This is a genomic window from uncultured Phocaeicola sp. (genome assembly GCF_948499155.1).
GTDB classification, from domain to species: domain Bacteria; phylum Bacteroidota; class Bacteroidia; order Bacteroidales; family Bacteroidaceae; genus Phocaeicola; species Phocaeicola faecalis.
This window is the reverse complement of record NZ_CAOOSE010000001.1, coordinates 237,693-260,344: the sequence shown is the minus strand read 5'-3', so window position 1 is coordinate 260,344 and position 22,652 is coordinate 237,693. Positions and strand designations below refer to the sequence as shown.

At 44.2% G+C, this 22,652-nt stretch carries 22 protein-coding genes; 8 read left to right on the top strand and 14 right to left on the bottom strand.

Annotated elements, in window-relative coordinates; all coding sequences use genetic code 11:
- Positions 1–4: 4 nt before the first annotated feature.
- From QYT14_RS01145 to QYT14_RS01085, 13 genes are all read right to left on the bottom strand, one after another.
- Positions 5–835, bottom strand: coding sequence for a hypothetical protein (locus QYT14_RS01145; RefSeq protein ID WP_288324112.1), 831 nt, complete (start codon positions 833–835; stop codon positions 5–7).
- Between the two features lie 4 nt (positions 836–839).
- Positions 840–2,150 carry an ABC transporter ATP-binding protein gene (locus QYT14_RS01140; protein WP_288324111.1) on the bottom strand — a complete coding sequence of 437 codons (1,311 nt, stop codon included), beginning with the start codon at positions 2,148–2,150 and terminating at the stop codon, positions 840–842.
- A gap of 51 nt (positions 2,151–2,201) precedes the next feature.
- Complete coding sequence (locus QYT14_RS01135; RefSeq protein WP_288324110.1) at positions 2,202–3,053, bottom strand: glycosyltransferase family 2 protein; 852 nt, start codon at positions 3,051–3,053, stop codon at positions 2,202–2,204.
- Between the two features lie 2 nt (positions 3,054–3,055).
- Positions 3,056–3,976, bottom strand: coding sequence for a glycosyltransferase (locus tag QYT14_RS01130; RefSeq protein ID WP_288324109.1), 921 nt, complete (start codon positions 3,974–3,976; stop codon positions 3,056–3,058).
- An 83-nt stretch (positions 3,977–4,059) separates the two neighbouring features.
- Positions 4,060–4,917 (bottom strand): ABC transporter permease, encoded by an 858-nt coding sequence (locus tag QYT14_RS01125; RefSeq protein WP_288324196.1) that lies wholly within the window; start codon positions 4,915–4,917, stop codon positions 4,060–4,062.
- Complete coding sequence (locus tag QYT14_RS01120; protein WP_288324108.1) at positions 4,914–6,083, bottom strand: glycosyltransferase; 1,170 nt, start codon at positions 6,081–6,083, stop codon at positions 4,914–4,916. The genes QYT14_RS01125 and QYT14_RS01120 overlap by 4 nt, the downstream gene beginning before the upstream one ends.
- Positions 6,084–6,284: 201 nt before the next feature.
- A complete protein-coding gene (locus QYT14_RS01115) occupies positions 6,285–8,051 on the bottom strand; it encodes a sulfatase-like hydrolase/transferase (protein ID WP_288324107.1) in 1,767 nt (588 codons plus the stop codon).
- A gap of 115 nt (positions 8,052–8,166) precedes the next feature.
- Positions 8,167–9,819: a DUF6056 family protein gene (locus QYT14_RS01110; protein ID WP_288324106.1), complete on the bottom strand. Its 1,653-nt coding sequence runs from the start codon at positions 9,817–9,819 to the stop codon at positions 8,167–8,169.
- Between the two features lie 14 nt (positions 9,820–9,833).
- Entirely contained in the window at positions 9,834–10,772 is a 939-nt protein-coding gene (locus tag QYT14_RS01105; RefSeq protein ID WP_288324105.1) for a glycosyltransferase family 2 protein, read from the bottom strand.
- A gap of 244 nt (positions 10,773–11,016) precedes the next feature.
- The gene (locus tag QYT14_RS01100) at positions 11,017–11,397 is read right to left on the bottom strand and encodes a hypothetical protein (RefSeq protein WP_288324104.1); all 381 of its coding nucleotides are present in this window, start codon (positions 11,395–11,397) and stop codon (positions 11,017–11,019) included.
- Positions 11,398–11,431: 34 nt separating this feature from the next.
- Entirely contained in the window at positions 11,432–11,884 is a 453-nt protein-coding gene (locus QYT14_RS01095; protein WP_288324103.1) for an N-acetylmuramoyl-L-alanine amidase, read from the bottom strand.
- 4 nt (positions 11,885–11,888) lie between these two features.
- Positions 11,889–11,996: a smalltalk protein gene (locus QYT14_RS01090; protein WP_237038067.1), complete on the bottom strand. Its 108-nt coding sequence runs from the start codon at positions 11,994–11,996 to the stop codon at positions 11,889–11,891.
- Positions 11,997–12,319: 323 nt separating this feature from the next.
- The gene (locus tag QYT14_RS01085; protein WP_237038068.1) at positions 12,320–12,742 is read right to left on the bottom strand and encodes an HU family DNA-binding protein; all 423 of its coding nucleotides are present in this window, start codon (positions 12,740–12,742) and stop codon (positions 12,320–12,322) included.
- Between the two features lie 278 nt (positions 12,743–13,020).
- On the opposite strand from QYT14_RS01085, the gene QYT14_RS01080 reads away from it, so the two are divergent.
- Positions 13,021–13,251, top strand: a complete 231-nt coding sequence (locus QYT14_RS01080; RefSeq protein WP_288324102.1) for a DUF4248 domain-containing protein — start codon at positions 13,021–13,023, stop codon at positions 13,249–13,251.
- 28 nt (positions 13,252–13,279) lie between these two features.
- On the opposite strand, the gene QYT14_RS01075 is transcribed toward QYT14_RS01080, so the two are convergent.
- Positions 13,280–13,714 carry a hypothetical protein gene (locus tag QYT14_RS01075; RefSeq protein WP_288324101.1) on the bottom strand — a complete coding sequence of 145 codons (435 nt, stop codon included), beginning with the start codon at positions 13,712–13,714 and terminating at the stop codon, positions 13,280–13,282.
- 379 nt (positions 13,715–14,093) lie between these two features.
- Between QYT14_RS01075 and QYT14_RS01070 the strand changes: the two genes are divergently transcribed.
- From QYT14_RS01070 to QYT14_RS01040, 7 genes are all read left to right on the top strand, one after another.
- Positions 14,094–14,723, top strand: a complete 630-nt coding sequence (locus QYT14_RS01070) for a helix-turn-helix domain-containing protein (protein WP_237038071.1) — start codon at positions 14,094–14,096, stop codon at positions 14,721–14,723.
- A gap of 619 nt (positions 14,724–15,342) precedes the next feature.
- Positions 15,343–16,833, top strand: a complete 1,491-nt coding sequence (locus tag QYT14_RS01065; protein WP_288324100.1) for a DnaB-like helicase C-terminal domain-containing protein — start codon at positions 15,343–15,345, stop codon at positions 16,831–16,833.
- A 73-nt stretch (positions 16,834–16,906) separates the two neighbouring features.
- Complete coding sequence (locus QYT14_RS01060; RefSeq protein WP_288324099.1) at positions 16,907–18,079, top strand: glycosyltransferase; 1,173 nt, start codon at positions 16,907–16,909, stop codon at positions 18,077–18,079.
- Positions 18,076–19,224 carry a glycosyltransferase family 4 protein gene (locus QYT14_RS01055; RefSeq protein ID WP_288324098.1) on the top strand — a complete coding sequence of 383 codons (1,149 nt, stop codon included), beginning with the start codon at positions 18,076–18,078 and terminating at the stop codon, positions 19,222–19,224. Before QYT14_RS01060 ends, QYT14_RS01055 begins: the two co-directional genes overlap by 4 nt.
- Entirely contained in the window at positions 19,221–20,366 is a 1,146-nt protein-coding gene (locus QYT14_RS01050) for a glycosyltransferase family 4 protein (RefSeq protein WP_177796099.1), read from the top strand. Before QYT14_RS01055 ends, QYT14_RS01050 begins: the two co-directional genes overlap by 4 nt.
- Positions 20,363–21,511, top strand: a complete 1,149-nt coding sequence (locus QYT14_RS01045) for a glycosyltransferase family 4 protein (RefSeq protein WP_288324097.1) — start codon at positions 20,363–20,365, stop codon at positions 21,509–21,511. The genes QYT14_RS01050 and QYT14_RS01045 overlap by 4 nt, the downstream gene beginning before the upstream one ends.
- Positions 21,508–22,644 carry a glycosyltransferase family 1 protein gene (locus QYT14_RS01040; RefSeq protein WP_288324096.1) on the top strand — a complete coding sequence of 379 codons (1,137 nt, stop codon included), beginning with the start codon at positions 21,508–21,510 and terminating at the stop codon, positions 22,642–22,644. The genes QYT14_RS01045 and QYT14_RS01040 overlap by 4 nt, the downstream gene beginning before the upstream one ends.
- The last annotated feature ends 8 nt before the right edge of the window (positions 22,645–22,652 follow it).

The following is a 22,652-nucleotide window of genomic DNA, read 5'->3' as shown; positions in this document are numbered from 1 at the left end:
TTCATCACTTTATCCAATCAAAAAAACGAAGCACAGTGCCAACCGCCATGCCAGCCATGCCCAACACCAAACGTACTCCCACCGACGGCTTATTGCAGGGATGACACCCATTGTATTCCGTCATACAGTCCAACATCCTCTTGAAATAAGCCAACTTCAAACTTGTATAATTTCCTTCCCAATACTCCCTACCATTGGTGCCTGATATTCCACGCCACAAAGGACGTATTAAGAAAGGATAAAAGACAAAATCTTTTTGTTCATCAATGCTCGTAAAAAGAATATGCTCAAAGTTACACCCCCTGCTGTCGTCTATCCCCTCCTTACGCGCCAAAAACGAATGTTGCAAGAACTCTTTACCGGTAATAAACATTCTGCTGTCCGAATACCTCTCCCTCCTATCCATCTCACTCTGAATATCACAGCGAGGAAGGATATACCGATGAAACCCTATCATGCTATTTACATTCAATAATTTTAACCGTCCTGTTATCTTCACCAAAAAATCACACTGACGGACAAACAAAGAATGCTCTAATGCATACTCCAAGATGAGTGCCTCTCCATATCCTTTTCCTTTTTTCCTGTCGAACTCCTCATTTCCTTGAAATGTAAGAAACTCCAAACGTCCACAATCTACAAACTTCCGAAAACCCCCACTGATATCAGTCCCCGAATTCTCAACAAAAACAATCGGATAATCCGTCTGTAAAAGATAAAACTCCAGTGCGTCCTCATACTGCCTCCTCCGTATATCCACATCCGTCAGAGAAGTATGAATCATCTTCCCCGGATTGATGCAGGCAGTGAGCACAATGACATATTTATTTCCCATACCGCTATTCGTCCACTTTTCGCAAATGCATTTCAGAATGATGACACTCCGTATAATTATCAAGGCCTATCAATCCTGAATCATGCATATTCAAGGGCTTTCCAAATCCCATCTGCATCCCTTCACATTCCATGGTACAACAGTCAGGTGCCTTCATCAGCCATTCCACCATAGGATGATGTAAATTCAAATCAACTTTTATAATTCCTTTGTTCAATATTGGAGGCAATTCTATCATACGAGATATGCAAAATTCACCAGCCTCACAAGAGTGTATATCCCCCATATTATGCCCTAAGCTATAAGAAGCATAAGGAATATCATCTTTATTTTTAATGACCAACATCACATCATAAATCATTTTTTCATCAGTATATCCCTTAATCTTTACTTCTAACTTTCTTTGATGACTTTTAATTACAGAATATGAACATTCCGTCCCATTGATTTCGATGCCCACTATTTTAAGAGTATGCTTCGTCCATTTCACATTATCCAAAATTTTAGAGCCTTGCACAGCATCCGTCGCTTCCAAATAGTGATTAATAGTATCCGGAACAGACCCCATAAAAGTCATCATTCCATTTTCCAACAACATTCCTTTCGTACATAAACTTCTCACAGCAGCCATATTATGACTCACAAACAACACAGTCCTTCCCTCTCCTTTTGCCACATCCTGCATCTTGCCCACCGCTTTCCGCTGAAACTCCGCATCCCCCACTGCCAGCACTTCATCCACTACCAGGATTTCCGGTTCCAAATGCGCAGCGATAGCAAACCCCAACCTCACTGTCATTCCCGAAGAATAACGCTTTACAGGCGTATCAATATATTTCTCTATTCCGGCAAAAGCCACAATCTCATCCAGTTTACGAGTAATTTCCACCTTAGTCATCCCCATAATGGAGCCATTCATATAAATATTTTCACGCCCCGTCATTTCAGGATGGAAACCTGTACCCACCTCCAATAAAGAAGCAATGCGCCCCCTGACACGGATACACCCCATGGTAGGAGAAGTAACACGCGAAAGAATCTTCAGCAGAGTAGATTTCCCCGCACCGTTCTTTCCTATAATACCCAAAACTTCACCCTGTTCCACCTTGCAACAGACATCTTTCAACGCCCACACAAAATCACCAGCCGCCTTTTTAGCGCGATCATTCACCTCACCTATCCGTAAATAAGGATCCTCCTTTCCGCGCACATGTGCCCACCATCGGTTCAAATCACGGCTCAAAGTACCGGTTCCGATATTTCCTAAGGCATACTGCTTACTGATATTTTCAAATTCTATTGCTATACGTCCCATGACAATTCCATATTATATCCTTTATCACAATCATCTTTCATTTTTTCACATTTACACCTTATCAAAGAAAAAACGACGAGGTTCAAGTTTGCTTTTTCTAAACACAAATCTATACAACCGACTGTTCCTGACAGCCAACAGTAATGCGGCAAACTTACAAACCAAAGATTGCAAACCCACCGTATTACTCAATAAAGGCAGAACTTCTAATAGTGACGAATCACATTTAGCAAAACGCACATAGTCCTCAAAAATCCTCGGGGGCAAAAATTCATGCAATATATGCAATATCTCGCGTTCACACTCATCCAGGTGTCTTGAACTTGTCCCTCCCGGCTCTACATCAACAATTAACTTTTTAGTAAACGACAACATACAATTATCTTTTACAAAAACTTCAATAAAAAATTTGCGGTCTGCGGCCAGTCTATATTCAACATCATAAGGATGTTTTATACAAAGTTCTCTCCTGATAAACGATTCCTGATGATTATAAGACCATCGAAACAAATCAAGCATCGTCACGCCATGTTCACCGACATTTCTACCAAACACCAAATCATGACAGCCTGTAAGTACATCAGCCTTTTGATTCATTTTTGAGAGATGATCCAGAACTGTTGAATCATGATAACAGTCACCCGAATTCAAAAAGTTACAATAATCACCATGCGACACCGCAGTACCTTTATTCATCGCCTCGTAAATCCCGCCATCAGGTTCAGAAATGGAGTAACTGATGAAAGACTGATATTTCTCAATCACCTCCTTACTTCCATCCGTAGAATTACCATCAATAATTATGAATTCATAATCTTTGAATGTTTGAGATATAACACTTTTAATGGTCTTCTCAAGACCAATCTTGTTATTCAAATTAATAGTAATAATAGAGAATTTCATAATTAATGCCTTAAATTAATTATAAGAGTAAGCATAATATACAATTTTTCTTTTTTGTAGAGATAATTATTATGCCTTAAATAACAAAAAGCATACCAAATATGCGACAGTCCAAGGCCTGACATAGTCGGCATCAATATACCTACTATATACTTCCTCACACGGAAACTTAAAATTTCTTTCTCCCTCTTCTCAAATCCTGATTCCATTATGTAATTGGAAATCCAATGATAGAACATTTCCGTAGCTTTCATTTTTCCTTTTAAAACATGTACATCCTTTCTTGAAGAAATATTGATTCCAGAAGTTCGAAACTGAAAAAGAATATCATCAGAACTGACCACTCCTTTTTCCGATAATCGTATCACGGATGCATCGTCACTGAACCAGGCAAACGGGAAATCTATAAATCCCCCCTTTCCTATCAACACCTCTCGCCTGAACACATAATTGGAAATGCAATTAATAAATCCTTTTGACCAAAAACGGATAAAATCCACCTGACTCATATATCGCGGATATATAAAATCCTTATCCGTCACAAATCCATCGCTATCTATTCTCTCTACTCTGGCCCTAAACAAATCCACACTACCATACTGATTAATCAGATTATTTATTTCCAAGAGGAAATCACCTCCATAAATATCATCGTCAGATGCAAGAATCAGATAGTCACCTTTTGCATACTGTATACAGCGATTCCAATTTTTAACCAAATCAAATCCACCAATGTTCTTTTCATTTTTCAAATACACTATTCTCGAATCATGATATAAGTCAACCAGGCCATCCATATCCTCCGGCGACGCATCATTGATTATAACCAACTCAAAATCCTCATAACTCTGCCTCAGAATGCTATCAATGGCAAGTTTCATATATCTGACCTTATAAGAAGGCATCACAAAAGAGAATTTCATATCATTTTTTTTTCAAATTATCAATCAAACCCATCAAATTCACCTGTATCAGAATCAAGACGCTCCCCTATTTCTTCCTGATTCTAGATTACATCCATAAAACTACGCTGCACTTTATTAAATGTAATCATCCCCAAAAGCATGACTACCGCCATAAAGCAAAAACTATATCCCAAATACCACCAGCTGAAAGTCCCCTCACCCAAAAAACCAAACTTGAATGTCTCAATGACAGCAGTCAAAGGATTGGCCAATATCAGCCACATATATTGCCGGTGGTCTTGCTGCATGACCGACAACGGATAAATGACCGGTGTAGCATACATCCATAGTTGTACGCCAAAAGTAACCAAGAACCTCAAATCACGATATTTGGTAGTGAGAGAAGATATTAATAACCCAAAACCTAATCCCAAACCGGCCAATATCAAAATGAGCAAAGGAAGCAAAAAAGCGTAAGCATTTAACACCGGAGAATACCCTCCGACAATATAATACAAGTAAATAAAAAGGAACAGTCCGAACTGAATTCCCATTTTTACGATACTCGACACCACAATGGACAATGGAACAATCAACCGCGGAAAATACACTTTGCCGAAAACATTCTGGTTAGCATTGAATGTATCCGAACAACGGTTCAAACACTCGGCAAAATAATTCCAGCACAGCAGTCCCGCCATATAGAACAACGGCTGGGGAAGCCCGTCTGTAGAGATACCGGCTATGCCGCCAAAAACGAACATAAACATCAGAGTAGTGAACAGAGGCTGTATCAGAAACCATAGCGGACCCAATATCGTTTGTTTATAAAAAGTCACAATGTCACGATGGATATACATCACCAGCAAATCACGATAACGCCACAACTCTCCCAAGTCCAACTTGAAAAGTCCCGTTTTCGGCACAATCACCAGTGACCATTTTTCTTCTTCCATCATCTGATTATCTTTTGTTTCCATTCTTCTATGACTTTATCCATACTAAACTCGCGTGCACAATCCACAGCAGCCCTGCCCCTTTCGGCCAAATCCGCACTTGCAGCCATGTCGAACATCCGGTCTGCCAACTCCGCTATATTTCCGTTTTCAAAAAGCATCGCCGCACGGCTTTCTCCCAGCAGTTCCTCTACGACAGGCAGGTTTGAAGCAATGACCGGCAAACCGTGCGCCAGTGCCTCCATCAGCACCAACGGCATTCCCTCCCATCTCGACGCCAAAACATAAACTCCGGCGCGGAGGTAATAAGAATGTACATCATCGGTAAACGAATCTATCCTCACCCTGTCCTTCAACCCATGTTTCGCTATCAAAGAACGATACAAAGCCTCTTCGGGCCCCTCGCCCACAATAACAAGATTCCATTGCACATTCCGCTTGGCGAACAAGGCAAATGCCTCTATCAACAAATCAAAACCTTTATGATTTTTAGAGAAGCGTCCCACCGATAAAAAAGATTTATTGCCGGGCTGAGTGCACTCCTTCACTTCCATGGTCAGCGGATTGTATATCACCCTCGTTTCCAGTCCCAACTCCTTCATATACCTCTGTTGGTCCCTCCGGCTCAGGACAATAGTCCGCTCAATGTCAACCATCCGATTGCAGAAAAACGACTTCAACCGAGGAAGATACGGATGCTTCTTTTCAAAAAGCGCTTCATAAGAATTGTGCATCCAAGCCGCCGTTCGCTGCACATTCAACTCGAACCGGACAATAGCCAAATGAAGAGAACAATAAGCATGCACACCAATCGCCACGTTATAGTTTCCGTCATTTATTTTCTCTACCAGTTCTTCCTGATAAGGCAATAAGAAAAAGCTCCGTGCATACATAGAGCAAGTCCATTCATTCTTCGGGAGTAAATATTTAAATACAAAACTGCAGCACTTCTGTCGCAAACGCCGCCAGATACTGACCGGAGCATAGGTGAGGGACACAAACCTGACCGAAGACTTATCGTAACCATACCGGTGAGTCTGTCTAATGTCATCCGTGGTCAATATCGTGACCTCATACTCCTCCGAAAGCCGCTTCGCCACTTCCGCCAGTACGCGTTGCACTCCGCCAACGCCGAAAACCGTATCACAATAAAAAAGAATTTTCTTCATCACTCATCGGTTTCATGATTCTTACATTATGTTTTTCCATTCTCATTTCTTATTATTGTCGTGCACAGCACATATACAAAGATATGTTTTTTTTGAGAAATCCGACTGTTTAAGTTCAATGTTTTAAAAAAATCCACTTTTATATCGGCATCCTCCGACACTGAAACAGGAAGAAGGCCGGGATAACAACCACAACGGATACTATTCTTTTTTAAAAAATCTGTTAAGCCTCCCATTCGCTTTATTAAAAGCTTTTATATCAACATTATAGTTATCCTTATATTCCCATTTATCATCATAAACATCAATCAAATCATTCTCATTTCTCACAATTACATAGTCATTGGGCAACACATACCCATAGTCCAACTCATGCCGTCCCACAACTATCCAATCGTTTCTATCCGTGTCATACAAGTCTTTTCCCAAGCAATAATCCTCCAACGGATTGGCCACTCCCAAGTAATTTTTCATTATAGTAGGAACGATATCATAATTCGATGTCCTATGCCTGTAAACCATGTGCTCCTTATCAGGGAAATGACATATCAAAGGAACTCCTATCTGATATTTTGAATAATTACCGGCATGTCCCCAACTGTTATTATGATTTTCATTAAACTCCTGCGCATGATCCGCCGTCAATACTACTATCGTATTTTTCAACAAATCATTCTTTTCAAGACATGCCAACACCTCACCTACAAACTCATCTAAAGCATGACACGCATTTCTATACAGGTTAAAATAAGGAACCGGATTCATATCATTGTCCAACTTCGTATAATCCTCATACTCCCATGACGGCTTGAATATTCCGTTCTTCTCTTTAGGCAATTGGTTGCTATGGAGCAGGTCATAAAAAACAAGACAAAACGAAGGCCGAGTCTGCTCTTTCATATCACTGACAGAGGATATGAAGTCGGCGGTAATCATCGAATCACGCTCATACGTGGTTTCCCCATTTGTGTCAAAGCGATGGGCGGGCAACAATGAAAAAAGATTCTTGTCCATATCCGCCCATTTAAGGCTTGCACTGGGATACAGCGAGCATTGGTAGCCCAAACGTAACAATTGTTGTACAAACAATGGATGATATCCGGCAGCTGCAAACGAAGTCGTGTAATATGCAGGCAAACCATAAAAAAGACCATACAACCCACCACTTGTCTGATTACTGCATGATATATTATCGACAAAGACTTGACTGCTGTTTGCAAAGCTTGTTATGTTGGGCATACATTCATCTGTAAGAACTTTCTTAGACCAGGAATCTATAAGGATAAACACAATATTGTATAAGGTATCCGGCCGCTCTGTCTCCAACGGATGAAGAGGATAAATGGCAGTACCGGCACCGGCACCTCCGAAATCTTTAAGAAACCTACTTTGGGGAGCACGGAATCCCAGTTTTTTCAGAGTCATATTTGCTGATACAGCATAATAATACGGAAGCATCTTTGAGGTTCTCTGAATGGATGAGTCCATCATGAAATCTCCATACAGATGAACAATATTGCCCGCTATCAGGGAAAAAAGAAATACAACCAAAAACGGCTTAACGACGATGCTAAAAACATTGACTATTTTTTTCGTCAGATACACCAACGTAAAAACCGACAAAAGCATCAAGACAAACAAGATGATTATTTTATAATAGATTCCTTTGTCGAAGACAAACACATCTCCCGCCCCTTCATCCAAAAGCATGTCAAAGACAAAACCCTGTATATGAAACTTATACAGCGAATAAACCTGACGATCGACATAGACAAGTATAAAGACAGACAAAGAAGCAACGATTAAAACCCCATCTGCCGTTTTTTTCAGGCGGAATAACGAAACACAGCAATAGGCAACATACACACCGGCAAAAATACACACAGCATGACTAAAACACGCACATGTATAATAGAACCATGAAAGGGGGGTCATGACATTCAGAACAGGGCTGTTTAATACATACATAAACAGTTGTGAAAACAAAATTAATGAACACATCAAACAATATAAAGCACCCTTTTTCAAACTCTTATTGTCACACTTCATATCTTTTCATTTTAAAATAAAAACTTATAAAAATCTAATCGGCCTTCATCACGATATTCTGCAATACTCTGTTTTCGAAAGCAGCATTATCAATTATTACAACAGACCTGTCATTCCATCTAACCGGAGACACCTTAATCTCATATCTATCATATTTATTTTCATACACACTCCTATCCCAAACCTGTCTTAAAGAATATTTCTCTTTAACAGGAACCGGTTCATAACTGAACGTGCACACAAAAGTATCTTCCTCATGGCACGAATCAACTTGAGCTATATAAAGGGACGTTTCGGGTATTTTATATAGCCCGCCCCCATTTTCCACTTGGTAAGCAGGAGATAAATAAGAATCAATATGTAACAAATATTCCTTATATGAAGCCGGAAACAAATGCATAGGCTTGCCATAATAATAAGAAAGTGCCTTCACCTCCCAACTATCAGGAGACAAACGACTTATATATCTGTTATAATAAAAAGGAATATCAAGATTTGCCTGATATGCAAAACCATTCGCATCAGCCAGATAGCTGTCAATAATAGAGAAGTATTCCTTTTCTGTCAGCGACAAAACTTTTATGACATTCAACTCCATACATAGAAAAATGGAAAAGAATGAAATCAATATATATTTATTCAACAAGTATTTTTCCTTTTTCCACTTACACAACATACGAAGCAATAACAAAAAAGAAAAGAACTCTACTCCCAACAGCGCACGTTCATTTACAAACCCTAACAGCAAAATAAAAAGGATTTCTATACAAAGTGCCATCAACAGAAACGTATTTTCTTTTAAAAACGAAGCTATATTCAAGCATCCGGCCACTGTCAAGAAGAAGGTCAAACCAAGCAATAGCCACAGACGCTTCATGAAAAACAACACCCCGATTCGGGAATAAACTGCATCAACAATATCTACAACCGCTCCTACCGAATGCAGTCGCCCCAAGGTTCCGGGCGAAATCACCAACATAGCCGCGCCTAAACAAAAAGCGACAGCCAAGTAAAACTTCTGTCCCCCATTTTCATTTTTCTTATAATCATACAATGTATGAATAAACAAAGCTCCAGCTATGCCCATCGCAAAAGCCTCGTGTGACCACCCTGCCAAAAAGCTGACGGCCAAGGCCAAAGCACAACCGGATTTTCCCATAACCAGCCCACTTCTCACTTTGCGGTATAACAGTAAAAACCAAATACAGGCTGTAAGAGACCACATATAATTTACAGCAAAAGATATGCCCAACGCATAAAATAAAGAAAAAGGGAAAAAGAACCAAAACACGCTTGCTATCCCCACATAATGCACATAAGAACGATGGTCAGGAAAAACTAATTTTGCTACCCCCACAAGAAAGAGGATATAAACAAGCGATGTACAGATATTAAATATATCTTTATTAAACACAGCACAAAACAACTGCACTACAAAATGTACAGGCGTCCTGCCGTTCATCGAAAAATAATGATTGAATTGAGAAACGAACACGTCTCCTATCCCATCTATCGGAGCATTTAAATCAATGGGATGAGGAACATTGCCTACGCACTCCCTCAAATACATAAAAGAATACATTAAGTCATCATTTCGTAAAGGCACATTGGCATTTAATGCATAAAAAAGGATTCCCAATGCCAGAAGTGACACAATATGTATATATTTCTTGATATATTTTTCCACGATTCTTCTCTTTTTTATAATTTTACATCGTTGTATTCTCTGGCAATATATACCGGCCTATTTTTCGCTTCATTGAAAATACGTCCTAAATATTCTCCAATAATACCTAATGACAGCAATTGAATTCCTCCTAAAAACAAAACCACAATAATCAAAGTGGGAAAACCTTGAACCGGATCGCCATACAACAATGTTTTTATAAAAATATAAATCATATAAATAAATACACACAAAGATAGAATTACTCCCAAAATAGTCGCAAAGCGTAATGGGAAAATTGTAAATGAAGTGATACCGTCTATTGCCAGCCCCAACAACTGGAAAAAGCTCCACGAAGAATGTCCGACCAGCCGGTCATTTCTGTCAAAACAGATTTCCTTCTTCTTAAAACCAATCCATGCAAACATCCCTTTGGTATAACGTTCACTCTCACGTAAACCTCTCAATGTGCGGATACAACATTTGTCCAACAAGCGAAAGTCGCCGACATTGGGCAATATCTCCACCCGAGTGCTCCTTTGTAATATGGAATAAAACAAAAGAGTAAATTTTCTTCTTAAAAAGCTTTCCGCGCCACGGTCATTCCTTTTGGCATACACATCGTCATACCCTTTTTCCCAATAATAAAGCATGGATTCTATCAAACATGGAGGATCCTGCAAATCAGCATCCATCACTATCGTACAATCTCCTGTCACATAGTCAAATCCGGCCAGCATTGCTGCTTCTTTGCCGAAATTACGTGAAAGGTCGACATAGCATATCCGTTCATCTTTTTGCCGCAACAGTTTGATTTGCTTCAGAGAAGTATCCGAACTGCCGTCATTCACAAACAGCACTTCCCAGTCGTAAGCATCCAGCTTATCTACTATTTTTATCAGTGCATCATATAAAAACGGCAGTGACCTTTCTTCATTATATGTGGGAATCAATATTGAAACTTTCTTTTTCATAATTCCATGTTTTACCACCAACATATCTTCATGGACATACAGAGACAAACATCATATCACTTCCTTGCTTTTCCATTCTAAGTTTTATCCGGCTCCCCTTCTTGCCCAATAGAATTTCTGTCCGACAAAGATACTCTTTTTATATTCATAGCCATACATAAAGAAACAATTATATCCACCCCTTAAAAAAAGACGGCAGCCGTTTTCACCGCTGCCGCCTTATCCACCACCTTATCCGCACCTTTCATTTCAGTGCCACCCTTCTGTATTCCACCCCTTTGAGCATCTGTTTCAGCCCTTTGCCCGGGCGAAACTGAATCTTGGCGGGCTTCATGTGCTTGCACGCATAAAAACAGTCGGCCGTCTCCGCACCGGTGCTGCTGCACAACACCTGAAACCGGCCCACATTACCCAGCTCCACAATCCTGCCTTCTGCCAGCTCTTCCTCCATCGCTTCTGCAAATGCCATGGCTGACGCCAGCAGCATCGGCTCTTTCAGGCGGCAGCGCTGCGTGATGCGCTTGCACAACTCCTTCAAATCCACCACTCCCGCACTGCGCGTATTCGCGTAATAAAGACCGTCGCCATTGGCACCTTTCTTTGACAAACTATATCTTATTGCCATCACTCGTACTCCTTCTTTTTTATTTACATATACTTTACAAATCCGCATACTCTTCCGCCGCATCAAAGCAGGGGCACTCCTTGGTGCGCTCCCACTTGTCCACACGGCCGTTGCCGTTCACGTCCGGACTCAAATCACGGTGTCCCACAATCCGCGCCCCTGGATAATCAGCCCGCAAGGAACGGAGCAGCGCTACCAGTGTACGTTTTTGCGCAGCAGTGCGGGTATCGGCCGGACGCCCGTTCACGTCCAGTCCGCCCTCATAGCACAGTCCGATGCTGTCACGGTTATGACCGTAGGCATGGGCACCCGGCTCGCTTTCGTCACGCATTTTCTCTATCGAACCGTCCTTGCGGACATAGTAATGATAGCCCCAACTGCTGAAGCCGCGTACCCGGTGAAAGCTGTCGATGTCGCGTGCCGTTATGTCTCTGTCCACCCGGGTGGCGGAACAGTGAACGACAATTAAATTTACTTCTCTTTCCATTTTCTCAGCCTCCTATGCATGAAGTGATTCCGATAACACCGGCAACCGAAGTCGCAACTGCAATAATGAGCTTGAGGAGGATTCCCCAAGCTGTTTTGTTCATTTTACTCATTTTGTTTTGTTGTTTAGTTCGTTTCATTTTTAATAAAAATCTGTTTTTCGATACGATTCAATACATTCCGTTTTCCTTTGAAGAAAAGTCTGTTCCCGATTCAATACATTCCGTTTTCCTTTGAAGAAAAGTACGTTCACAATTCGATACATTCCGTTTTCCTTTGAAGAAAAGTCCGTTCACGATTCGATACGTTCCGTTTTCCTTTTAAGAAAAGTCTGTTCACGATTCGATACGTTCCGTTTTCCTTTGAAGAAAAGTCTGTTCCCGATTCGATACGTTTCGTTTTCCTTCTAAGAAAAGTCTGTTCACGATTCGATACGTTACTCCTCTACCACTTTCTTGGACTTCACCGGACGCTTCTCCACCTTCACATAAACGAGGTGCATCAGAGCGCGGCGCGTATTGGCGCTGGGCGTGAACACCACGCGTGCCTGCTTGATGAGAGAAGAATCAAACTTGTCCTCCGAGTCGGCCCCGCGGCTGCGCAAGGACAGGCGGGCATAGCCCAAATCACCGATGCGCACAATCTGTCCATTACACAACTGGTCACGCATCACCTCGTCCATGGCATGGAGTACCGCCATAATATCGGTAGAAGTCAGCGTACAGTTTTTCTCAATCACCTTACTCATGTCTTCGAGCGACTGCACCCCCGCGCTCTGTGCACAGGCATAGAATTTGGCACCGGCTTCCGGCTCCACAGGATTCTTTTTGGCCACAACTGAAAATTTCACATTTGCCATAATCTTACTTTTTTATCAGGTTAATAATCCGTTTCTCTCGTCCCCACACGCTGCCTTTACACAGCTTCGGGAGAGGCCCTCCCCCGCTTGGAACACCACAAAGATACGGCAGCGCGGCGACGCCGGGTTTACAAACCGAACGTAAGTGATAAATTAAGATATAAACAATATACAAACGAAAATATAAGATGAGAAAAGGAAATAAATAATCAAAAATTATTGCATAAACCACTAATAATGAGTACCTTTACTTATTACTTAAAAAAATAAAGAAGTATATGGAAGAAATTGAAAAACAAATCGAAATCAAAAGCTACGGAAAGGCGGAAATAGCCCATCTCTACAATCCCACAATGAGTTACGTCAGCGCCCTGCGCACCCTGCGCAAGTGGATAGAACGAAATAAAGTGCTGGAAAAGGCATTGAACCAAAGCGGATACATCCCTTCCCAGCACTCCTTCACCCCCAAACAAGTGGAACTAATCTTCAATTATCTGGGGATGCCCTAAAAAGTTTAAATAAAATTAGAAAATAATTTTATTTGTCTTTTTTTGCTGCTTTCTTCATCACATCAAGCTCGGAAAGCGTGGGAAGCTCACCGTCGGCCAAACGGGACATCAAAGAAGCTACCTGCTTGATACGCTTGGCGTTATTACCCAAAAAGGCAGCAAAAATACGCGCCATCATTTCATTGCGGCAGAGATGGGAAGAGAGCTTGCGGGGAAGCCCCGGCATAATCTCTTCCTCCAGCCCCGGAAACAGCCCGCGGGCGATTCTTACCATCACTTCCAACTTGGGGTGGTGATTGTCTTTCAAGTTGTTTTCCAACGTGTTATAAGACATCTTCATATCCACTTTCGCCGAAGTGAACTTGTAGGAAATCAAATCGGCATAAGCCCGAAGTACGCTCATAACCGAGCTTTCAATATGATACGCAATTCGCAAAATCTCATCGTCTTGTTTTTTAAGCATGATGTTACATTTTTTTAAATGAATAATAATTAATAAAAATGGGCGCAAAAGTACAAAAATAAAATGATTTTTCAACTTCTTGAAACATTAGTTTTTTCAGTTTTATACTTTTGTCGTCGAAAAAGCCGGGGACAGTACCCCCAAACAATGGAGACACTTTCCGAAAACAATGGAGACATTCTTCCCAAACAATGGTAAGACTTTCCCAAAGCCCTCAAGAGAGTTTTCTTTGTTTCTTTTTTTAATTCTAAATACAATAAGGAAAGGCTGTCCGGGTCACCGTCCGGAAGGGTCACGGAGCCTACCCCTTATGTAATTATAAACCAATGGATTAAGTGTCCGGAAATGTAACGGATGCATGTCCACAAAAACATTTGACATGGAAAAAGATTTATTAGATTCAATTTTGAATTTCAACGAGAACGGTTACATGGCGTTGCCACGCAAGTTGGCTGAACTGATTATCAATCAAATACCGATTCGAAGTGCAGGAACGTTGTATTTCTACATGCTGGTTTACGCCAACTTTGGCGACGGCAAAACCAACCAGGGCGTCAAGCTGATAAGAGGCAGCATTTATCTCACCCCCGGCGACATCATGAAACTGACCGGATGGAGCAGAAGCACGGCGCACGAAAAAATCAAACTGCTGGAAATGAGCGGTCTGATTGAAAGATGCACAGAGATTTCCAAAAACCTCTTCTGGCTGCCCCACTACGAAGAGCATTGCGGAAAAAGCGTGCGTCTGCAGGAGCAGAAAACGAAGCGGGACATCGAGCTGGGAAGTGAGACGGAGAAGAAGTTTCAGGAGTTCTTCAAGTACTACAGCTTCATGCTTGAAGTTCAGCCTGCGGAACAGGAAAAGGCACGCCGCGAATGGCGAAAACTGAGTCTGGAAGAGCGCGAGGAGGCGATTCGAAATGTGCAGTTGTATAAAGACACCATCCGAAAGAAGGAGCATACCAAACTGGCATGCAATTACCTGAAGGACAAGAGTTTCAAGTTCTAGAAGCAAAAAAATGGAAGAAAACAAACAAGATGCGGGAGACCGAAAGGAAAATTCGGACTCCCAAAAGGAGAATTCAGATTCTCAGAAACAGAATTCAGATTCCCAAATGCTGAATTCAGATTCCCAAATGCAGAATTCAGAAAGTCAAGAACAGAATTCAGATTTCCGAAAACAGAATTCAGAAAGTCAGAAACAGAATTCAGATTCCCAAATACAGAATTCAGATTCTCAGAAACAGAATTCAGATTCCCAAATCCAGAATTCAGAAAGTCAGAAACAGAATTCAGACTTCCAAATACAGAATTCAGAAAGTCAGAAGCAGAACTCAGATTCCCAAATGCAGAATTCAGACTTCCGAAAGGAGAATTCAGATTCCCAAATCCAGAATTCAGAAAGTCAGAAACAGAATTCAGACTTCCAAATACAGAATTCAGAAAGTCAGAAGCAGAACTCAGATTCCCAAATGCAGAATTCAGACTTCCGAAAGGAGAATTCAGATTCCCAAATACAGAATTCAGAAAGTCAGAAACAGAATTCAGATTCCCAAATACAGAATTCAGAAAGTCAGAAGCAGAATTCAGGCAACAAAAGAGACGTAAAAATAGTACAGAAAATCTTTATGGGCAGCACCGGCGTCATGCCCCACGCCGCCCCCGAACTGGAGGTGGCAGTGCTCGGCGCCATCCTGATAGAGGGACAGGCGGCGCGGAGATACATCCCGCTCATCCACCCCGACTACTTTTACGAACCGGCCCACAAACTGATATTCAACGCCTGCCTCGCGCTGCAGAAAAAAGACCTGCAGATAGACATCCTCACCGTCGCACAGCAGTTGCGCGAAGAAGGAATGCTGGACACCGTGGGCGGAGCATACCGCATCGCCGAAATCAGCGGCAGGGTGGCAAGCTCGGCACACCTCGAACAACACATCGACATCCTGTCGCAGTTCTACATGCGCCGACGGCTGCGCGAAATCCTGCTGTCGGGCGACAACCGCGCCGCCGACGAAACCATCGACATCGAAGAGACGCTGGTGGAGGTGCTGCGGCAGGTGAACGACCTGAGCAACCACCTGCCCGCCATCAACGAGCTGCGCGAAATGCCCGAAGTGATGGAGCGCGTCATGGAACGGCTGGAGCAACGCATGAACCGCGCGGAGGGCGAACTGCCGGGCATCGACACCGGTTTCGCACCACTGAACGAGATGCTGCAGGGATGGCCCGGCGGCACGCTCAACGTCATCGGCGGACGCCCCAACGAGGGCAAGACCGCCATCCTGATGTACACCCTCCTCACCGCCGTGCGCCAAGGGGTCCCCGTGTGTCTCATCAGTATGGAGTCGTCGGCCGACAAGTTGGTGGAACGCTGGATTCTGAGCCTGACGGACATCAAGCCCGACAACTGGAACAGGGGGCGGCTCACCGATGCCGAACTGACACTGGTGCGCGAGATGAGGAAAACAATGGAACAGATGGATATCCGTTTTTTTGACCGCGGAAACATCACCATGGAGGAAGTGGCGGTGGTGGTGAAAGCACTCCATGCCGAAGGAAAATGCAGACTGCTGGGCGTGGATTACCTCCAACTTTTCGCCACCACACGCACCACCGGCACCCGCGAACAGGACGTAGCCGCCAACAACCAACTGCTCAAACTGCTGTCCATGCAACTGGACATCCCCGTCATCGCCCTGAGCCAGCTGAACCGCGAGGTGATGAGCAATTTTGACAAAATGCCGCACCTCGAAAATATCCGCGAGAGCGGAAGCATCGAACAGGATGCCGACACGGTGAGCTTCATTTTCCACCCCCACAAGGCGGGAATGCGTGTGGTGCCCGACAGCCAGTACCCCGTCACCCCGGACATGATGCTGCTCATCGTGGCGAAAAACCGCAACGGCGCCTGCGGCACGATTTATCTCTCGCACAACCCCAGCATGACCAAATTTGCCGAATACGCCCCTTCCGCGGAGTGGCTCCAAAGGGCTTCTCACAGTGCCTCCGAAGGACCGGCGGCAGAAAACGACTGGCGCACACACGACCGGGCTTTTCAAGCTTTTCTCCGCGCAGAGGAAGAGAAAACGAAAAATAATGGAAAATTACCGTTTTAACGGTAACTTCCATTACGTTTTTATTTGGATGTCTGTCGGGAAAAGCTTATTTTTGTAGAAAATAATATGAAGGATGAAAATAGTATATGTCTATGACGCCATCGCGCGGATTGGAGGCGTAGAAAAGATTTTGACAGACAAAATGAATTATTTTGCCGATGTATGCGCTTATGATGTTTATCTCATTACTGCCGCACAGGGAGAGCATCCCTTCTCATTCCCCATCTCCGCACGGGTGAAGCACGTCGACCTCAACGTCCGCTTCCATCTGCAATATCGGCATAAAGCTCCGTTGCGATGGTGGATGAAGTGGCGGATGGACTGCGACTTTGAAAAGAAAATAAAGAAACAAATCGCACAGATAGACCCCGACATCATCATCGCCACCACCTATTATAAGGCAGACGTGGTGTGCCGGTTGGAGTGCCGTGCAAAAAAAATAGTCGAATCGCATTGCGTAAAGTCGCGCACCGGCATCAATGACGGAATAAAGCGCAGCAAGCCCATCCAGCTTTTACACGAACGGATGATACGGAAGAGCTTCCTCACCATCGAGGAGAAGTGTGACGCCATCGTGTCGCTCACCGACGGAGACAGCAAGGAATGGAACACAGACAGCAAGCGGAAATTTGTCATTCCAAATTCCATACCCGACCTTCCGCCCGCTACCAGCCCCCTCACGGTGAAACGCGCCATAAGCGCCGGCCGGCTCACCAAAGAAAAGGCTTTCCACCGGATAATTGCCACATGGCTGAAGGTGTACCGCATACATCCCGGTTGGCGGCTGGACATTTACGGAGAGGGCAAAGAAAAGAAATCTTTATTACACATGATTGAAAGACTGGGACTGGAGGAAGTGGTGAAAATCCATCCTTTCAGCGACGACCTTGAACAAGAATTTCTTGACAGTTCCATGTTTCTGATGTCCTCGTTGTATGAGGGTTTCGGGCTGGTGCTAATCGAGGCGATGTCGTGCGGACTGCCCTGCATCGCACTCAATTGTCCATACGGTCCGGGCGAGATAATACATCACGACGAAGACGGAATACTGTTGCCTTATTTTGAAAGGATGTCGCCCGACGGACACGAACTGTGGGACATGGCGACGGCCATCCACAGACTGATTATAAACCATCCACTGAGAAGACAACTGGGCAAGGAGGCAAAAGAAAATTCCAAACGTTTCCTGGCTGATAAAGTGATGATAAAATGGATTGATTTGTTTAATCGGCTCACGGCACAATGAAAATAATATATATACACGAAAGCATCGCCTATAAGGGAGGACTGGAACGGATATTTGTCGAGAAAATGAATTATCTGGCAGACAAGTTTCAGTATGAGGTATATTTACTTACCACCTCACAGGGAGACGTTCCCTTCAGCTTTCCACTGTCGCCCCAGGTGAGGCACATCGACCTGGGAGTCCGTTTTCATTCGCAGTACCGATACCGGTATTTCAAGCGTCTGCGCGAAGCGAAAAGATTGGACAATCTGTTCAGAGAACGCGCTCAGGCGGTGATAGACGACATCTGTCCCGACTTCATTATCTGCACCACGGCCTGGAAGCCCGGAGTAATCGGGCGGTTGAAAGGAAAAGCGAAAAAGATAATGGAATCGCATTGCGCCAAGGAGTATATGGCAATACCCGACAATTTCAGCCGGGGCTGCATCCGCGATTGGTTCGACCGCTATGAGGCATACAAAAAGTGTCGTGCCGTGCAGAAATATTGTGACGTGCTGGTGACGCTGACCGTAAGCGATGCCCGGTCGTGGGCAAAGGGATTCAGGCGGCCGATACGTGTCCTCCCCAATTTCACATGGTTCGTTTCTCTGGAAGGTTATCTCGATTACAACGCCACGCGCGCCATCGCCGTGGGACGGCTCACGTATCAAAAAGGATTTGACCAGCTGATTAAAGCGTGGGCGGAAGTACACAAGGTATATCCCAAGTGGAAGCTGGACATCTTTGGCGAAGGGGTGCTGAAGGATGAGCTGAACGCGCAAATAAAAACTTACGGACTGGAGGGAACGGTGACAATCCGTCCCTTTACGGACTACATAGCGGAAGAGTATTACAAGAGTGCCTTTTTTGTGCTCAGTTCCAATTACGAAGGCTTCGGACTGGTGCTCATCGAGGCAATGGCATGCGGGCTGCCCTGTGTGGCATACGACTGTCCGCACGGACCCGCCGACATCATCTACAACGAAGAAGACGGCATTCTGGTGGAGAAAGGTAATTTAAAAGACTTTACAGATAGCTTGATAAAAATGATTCTGCGCGATGAAGACAGAGAGCGGATGGGGCACAATGCCAAAATCGACATGGAGCGTTATTCGCCGGAGAACATCATGGCAAAATGGGATACATTGTTCAAAAAAATGATATGAGAATTATATATGTATATGACACGATAGCCGTTGTGGGCGGGATAGAACGGATATTCGTCGACAAAATGAATTACTTGGCCGACCGCCTGCACCATGAGGTGTATCTGGTCACTTCGTCGCAGGGAGACCATCCGGTCAGCTTCCCTCTGTCGCCCAATGTGCATCATGTCGACCTCGACATACGCCATCATGTGTGCTACCGGTATATGTTGCCCCGACGCGTATGGATGAGGTTCAGACTGCAGCGGTTGGGCAAAAGGCGTCTGAAAGAGATAATAAGAAAAATAGACCCTGACATTATCATTTGCACTACAACTTATATGGCGGGCGAGATATGCCGGCTGAAGTGCCGCGCCAAGAAGGTCATCGAGTCACACGGCGCGAGGGAGTTTATCCATCTGACGGATGATTTCAGGCTGGGATTTTTTAAAGATTTGAGAAATAAATGGAACACCCGCAGACGTTTCCGGCTGATAGAAAAGTACAGTGATGTGGTGGTGACGCTCACGCAGGCGGATGCGAAAGCATGGAGCAAGGCACCGCATGTGCGTGTTATTCCCAATTTCACGAAATTCATCCCTCCCCAAAGCAGTCCGTGTGAGGCACACCGCGTGATAGCGGTCGGGCGGCTCACGTATCAGAAAGGATTTGACAGACTGATTGATGCCTGGAGCATCGTCAACAAGCAGCATCCTTCCTGGCGGCTGGACATCTTCGGCGAAGGCATCCGCCGGGAGGCATTGAACGGACAAATCCGCCGCAACGGTTTGGCAAAGTCGGTCACCATCCATCCTTTCACGAAGAATATAGCACAAGAATATCTTAACAGTTCCATCTTCGCCCTGAGTTCCAATTACGAAGGCTTCGTCTTGGTGTTGCTGGAGGCTATGGGTTGCGGACTGCCGTGTGTCGCCTTCGACTGTCCCAACGGACCGGCAGAGACTATCCGTGACGGAGAGGATGGTTTCTTGGTGAAAAACGGTGATATTAAGGCATTTGCCGAAGCATTGTGTTACTTCATAGAGTATAAGGAAGAACGAAAAGCATTCGGCCGTCAGGCACGGGAAAACATTGAGCGCTACTCACCGGAGGCTATCATGCCGATGTGGGAAAAGCTTTTCAACGAACTGAAGGAGAAATGAAAATTGTATATCTATATACGGCCTTGACCACCGTGGGCGGTGCCGACAGAATCATCATTCAGAAGGCAAACTATCTGGCCGACGTGATGGGGCATGAGGTATATATAGTCACTGATTCACAGGCAGGAAGGGCGGTCGTCTTTCCGCTCTCGTCCAAGGTGAGGCATATTGACTTGGGCATCAACTTCGACCGACAATACCGTCATGGTTTGCTGCTCAGAAGTCTTTACTACTTCACACTCATGTTTGTTTACAGAAGAAAACTCGGCAGACTGCTGGAACGCCTGAAAGCGGACATCGTTATCAGCACGCTGGGACGTGACCTCGACTTCCTCACCCAACTAAAAGATGGAAGCAGGAAGGTGGGAGAATCGCATATAGCCAAACCCTACAGCCGCAATTTTCACTTATTGGAACAACGCGGATTTCCATACAGACAAATAGCAAGATATTGGCGGAAAAAACAAGAAAAAGGGGTAAGCCGACTGGATGCTTTAGTGGTGCTGACCGAACATGATGCCGGTAACTGGGCAAGCATAAAACAAGCATTTGTCATTCCGAATTCACTCCCATTCTATCCGCAATATAGCAGTTCCTGCAAAAATAAACGCATCATCAGCATCGGGAGGCTCAATGAACAGAAAGGATACGAACGGCTTATCGAAGCTTGGGCAATTGTCAACCGGAAACATCCTGACTGGGAAGTAAATATTTACGGTGAAGGAACGGAATATGAGATGTTGAAATCCCTTATCGAAAAGCATAAACTGGAAAAAAACTTCAAGTTATGCCAACCTGTCCGAAACATTCAGGAGAAGTATATGGAAAGTTCCATGTACGTCATGAGCTCCCGATTTGAAGGTTTGCCGATGGCACTCCTGGAAGCAATGGCGTGCGGACTCCCTTGTGTTTCATTTAACTGTCCTCATGGTCCGGCAGAAATAATAACAAACGGAGAAGACGGCCTGCTGGTGGAAAATGGTAATATAAAGGAACTTGCAGAAGCAATATGCCTATTGATAGAAGATGAAAGTAAAAGAATAAGAATGGGAACGCAAGCTAAAACGAATATACAACGCTACTCGCAAAAACAGATTATGGAAAAATGGAATAATTTGTTTCATTCTTTAACAGGTCAGTCATGAGAATCATTTTTTTATTATATCACGGTTTCTCCGAGAGCAGCGGCATAAGTAAGAAGATTCTATGTCAGATAAAGGCGTTGCGCGAGCTGGGTCACACGGTGGACATCTGCACGTATGGCATAAATAAAAACAGACACCGGGTGCGCATGATGAACGAAGAGGTCATAGAAGATTATGGTATGGGGAAGTGGGCGGCGGTCAGGAAAAGGATTTCATACGGCAGCATTTACCGCTATGCCGTCAGTCAGGGTGTTGACATGATTTATGTACGTTCATTTCACAATGCAAACCCGTTTACGGTTCGCCTATTCCACCGGTTGCAGAAAGCCGGAATAAAGATTGCAATGGAAATCCCCACTTATCCATACGATTCGGAGTACAAAGGTTTTCCATTCATTACCCGGTGCGGACTGCAAATAGACAGGCTGTTCCGCAGGGCGTTGGCAAAGTGGGTCAATGCCATTGTCACGTTTTCAGACGAAGCAAGGATATTCGGCCAACGCACCATCAGGATATCCAACGGAGTGGATTTCGACGCTGTCCCGCTCAGAAAGACGAGCGGTCTTGATTCGTCCTCTGCCATCCATCTGATAGGGGTTGCGGAGGTCCACTACTGGCACGGATACGACCGACTGATACACGGACTGGGAGAATATTACCGGCAACCTCACGACAGGGAAATTTACTTCCATATCGTAGGCGGAGTATGGAAATCAGAAATGTATGATTCGCAGCACGCTCCGGGTTTCCACGAACTCATCACCCGCTATCACATCAGGAAGCAAGTCATTTTTCACGGACAGATGATGGGAAAAGAACTGGATGAACTGTTCGACCGGGCAGACTTTGCCATCGGCAGCCTGGCACGCCACCGCAGCCACATCGACAAAATAAAAACACTCAAAAACAGGGAGTATGCAGCTCGCGGCATACCGTTCATTTATTCGGAAACGGATGAGGATTTTGACCGTATGCCCTACATTCTCAAAGCACCTGCCGACGAAAGCGCCATCGATATCAATGAGATTGTCCGGTTTTATTCGGCTCTCGATATTCCGCCGGAACAAATAAGAAACTCCATCGGCCGGCTGTCTTGGAAAAATCAAATGAAAAAGGTGATAAAAGAGTTATAAATATTTTA

Bases quoted from the DNA above. Each gene is read 5' to 3' on its own strand.
- QYT14_RS01145 (WP_288324112.1), bottom strand. From the start codon at position 835: ATGGGAAATAAATATGTCATTGTGCTCACTGCCTGCATCAATCCGGGG.
- QYT14_RS01140 (WP_288324111.1), bottom strand. From the start codon at position 2,150: ATGGGACGTATAGCAATAGAATTTGAAAATATCAGTAAGCAGTATGCC.
- QYT14_RS01135 (WP_288324110.1), bottom strand. From the start codon at position 3,053: ATGAAATTCTCTATTATTACTATTAATTTGAATAACAAGATTGGTCTT.
- QYT14_RS01130 (WP_288324109.1), bottom strand. From the start codon at position 3,976: ATGAAATTCTCTTTTGTGATGCCTTCTTATAAGGTCAGATATATGAAA.
- QYT14_RS01125 (WP_288324196.1), bottom strand. From the start codon at position 4,917: ATGATGGAAGAAGAAAAATGGTCACTGGTGATTGTGCCGAAAACGGGA.
- QYT14_RS01120 (WP_288324108.1), bottom strand. From the start codon at position 6,083: ATGAAGAAAATTCTTTTTTATTGTGATACGGTTTTCGGCGTTGGCGGA.
- QYT14_RS01115 (WP_288324107.1), bottom strand. From the start codon at position 8,051: ATGTATGTATTAAACAGCCCTGTTCTGAATGTCATGACCCCCCTTTCA.
- QYT14_RS01105 (WP_288324105.1), bottom strand. From the start codon at position 10,772: ATGAAAAAGAAAGTTTCAATATTGATTCCCACATATAATGAAGAAAGG.
- QYT14_RS01100 (WP_288324104.1), bottom strand. From the start codon at position 11,397: ATGGCAATAAGATATAGTTTGTCAAAGAAAGGTGCCAATGGCGACGGT.
- QYT14_RS01095 (WP_288324103.1), bottom strand. From the start codon at position 11,884: ATGGAAAGAGAAGTAAATTTAATTGTCGTTCACTGTTCCGCCACCCGG.
- QYT14_RS01090 (WP_237038067.1), bottom strand. From the start codon at position 11,996: ATGAGTAAAATGAACAAAACAGCTTGGGGAATCCTCCTCAAGCTCATT.
- QYT14_RS01085 (WP_237038068.1), bottom strand. From the start codon at position 12,742: ATGGCAAATGTGAAATTTTCAGTTGTGGCCAAAAAGAATCCTGTGGAG.
- QYT14_RS01080 (WP_288324102.1), top strand. From the start codon at position 13,021: ATGGAAGAAATTGAAAAACAAATCGAAATCAAAAGCTACGGAAAGGCG.
- QYT14_RS01075 (WP_288324101.1), bottom strand. From the start codon at position 13,714: ATGCTTAAAAAACAAGACGATGAGATTTTGCGAATTGCGTATCATATT.
- QYT14_RS01070 (WP_237038071.1), top strand. From the start codon at position 14,094: ATGGAAAAAGATTTATTAGATTCAATTTTGAATTTCAACGAGAACGGT.
- QYT14_RS01065 (WP_288324100.1), top strand. From the start codon at position 15,343: ATGGGCAGCACCGGCGTCATGCCCCACGCCGCCCCCGAACTGGAGGTG.
- QYT14_RS01060 (WP_288324099.1), top strand. From the start codon at position 16,907: ATGAAAATAGTATATGTCTATGACGCCATCGCGCGGATTGGAGGCGTA.
- QYT14_RS01055 (WP_288324098.1), top strand. From the start codon at position 18,076: ATGAAAATAATATATATACACGAAAGCATCGCCTATAAGGGAGGACTG.
- QYT14_RS01050 (WP_177796099.1), top strand. From the start codon at position 19,221: ATGAGAATTATATATGTATATGACACGATAGCCGTTGTGGGCGGGATA.
- QYT14_RS01045 (WP_288324097.1), top strand. From the start codon at position 20,363: ATGAAAATTGTATATCTATATACGGCCTTGACCACCGTGGGCGGTGCC.
- QYT14_RS01040 (WP_288324096.1), top strand. From the start codon at position 21,508: ATGAGAATCATTTTTTTATTATATCACGGTTTCTCCGAGAGCAGCGGC.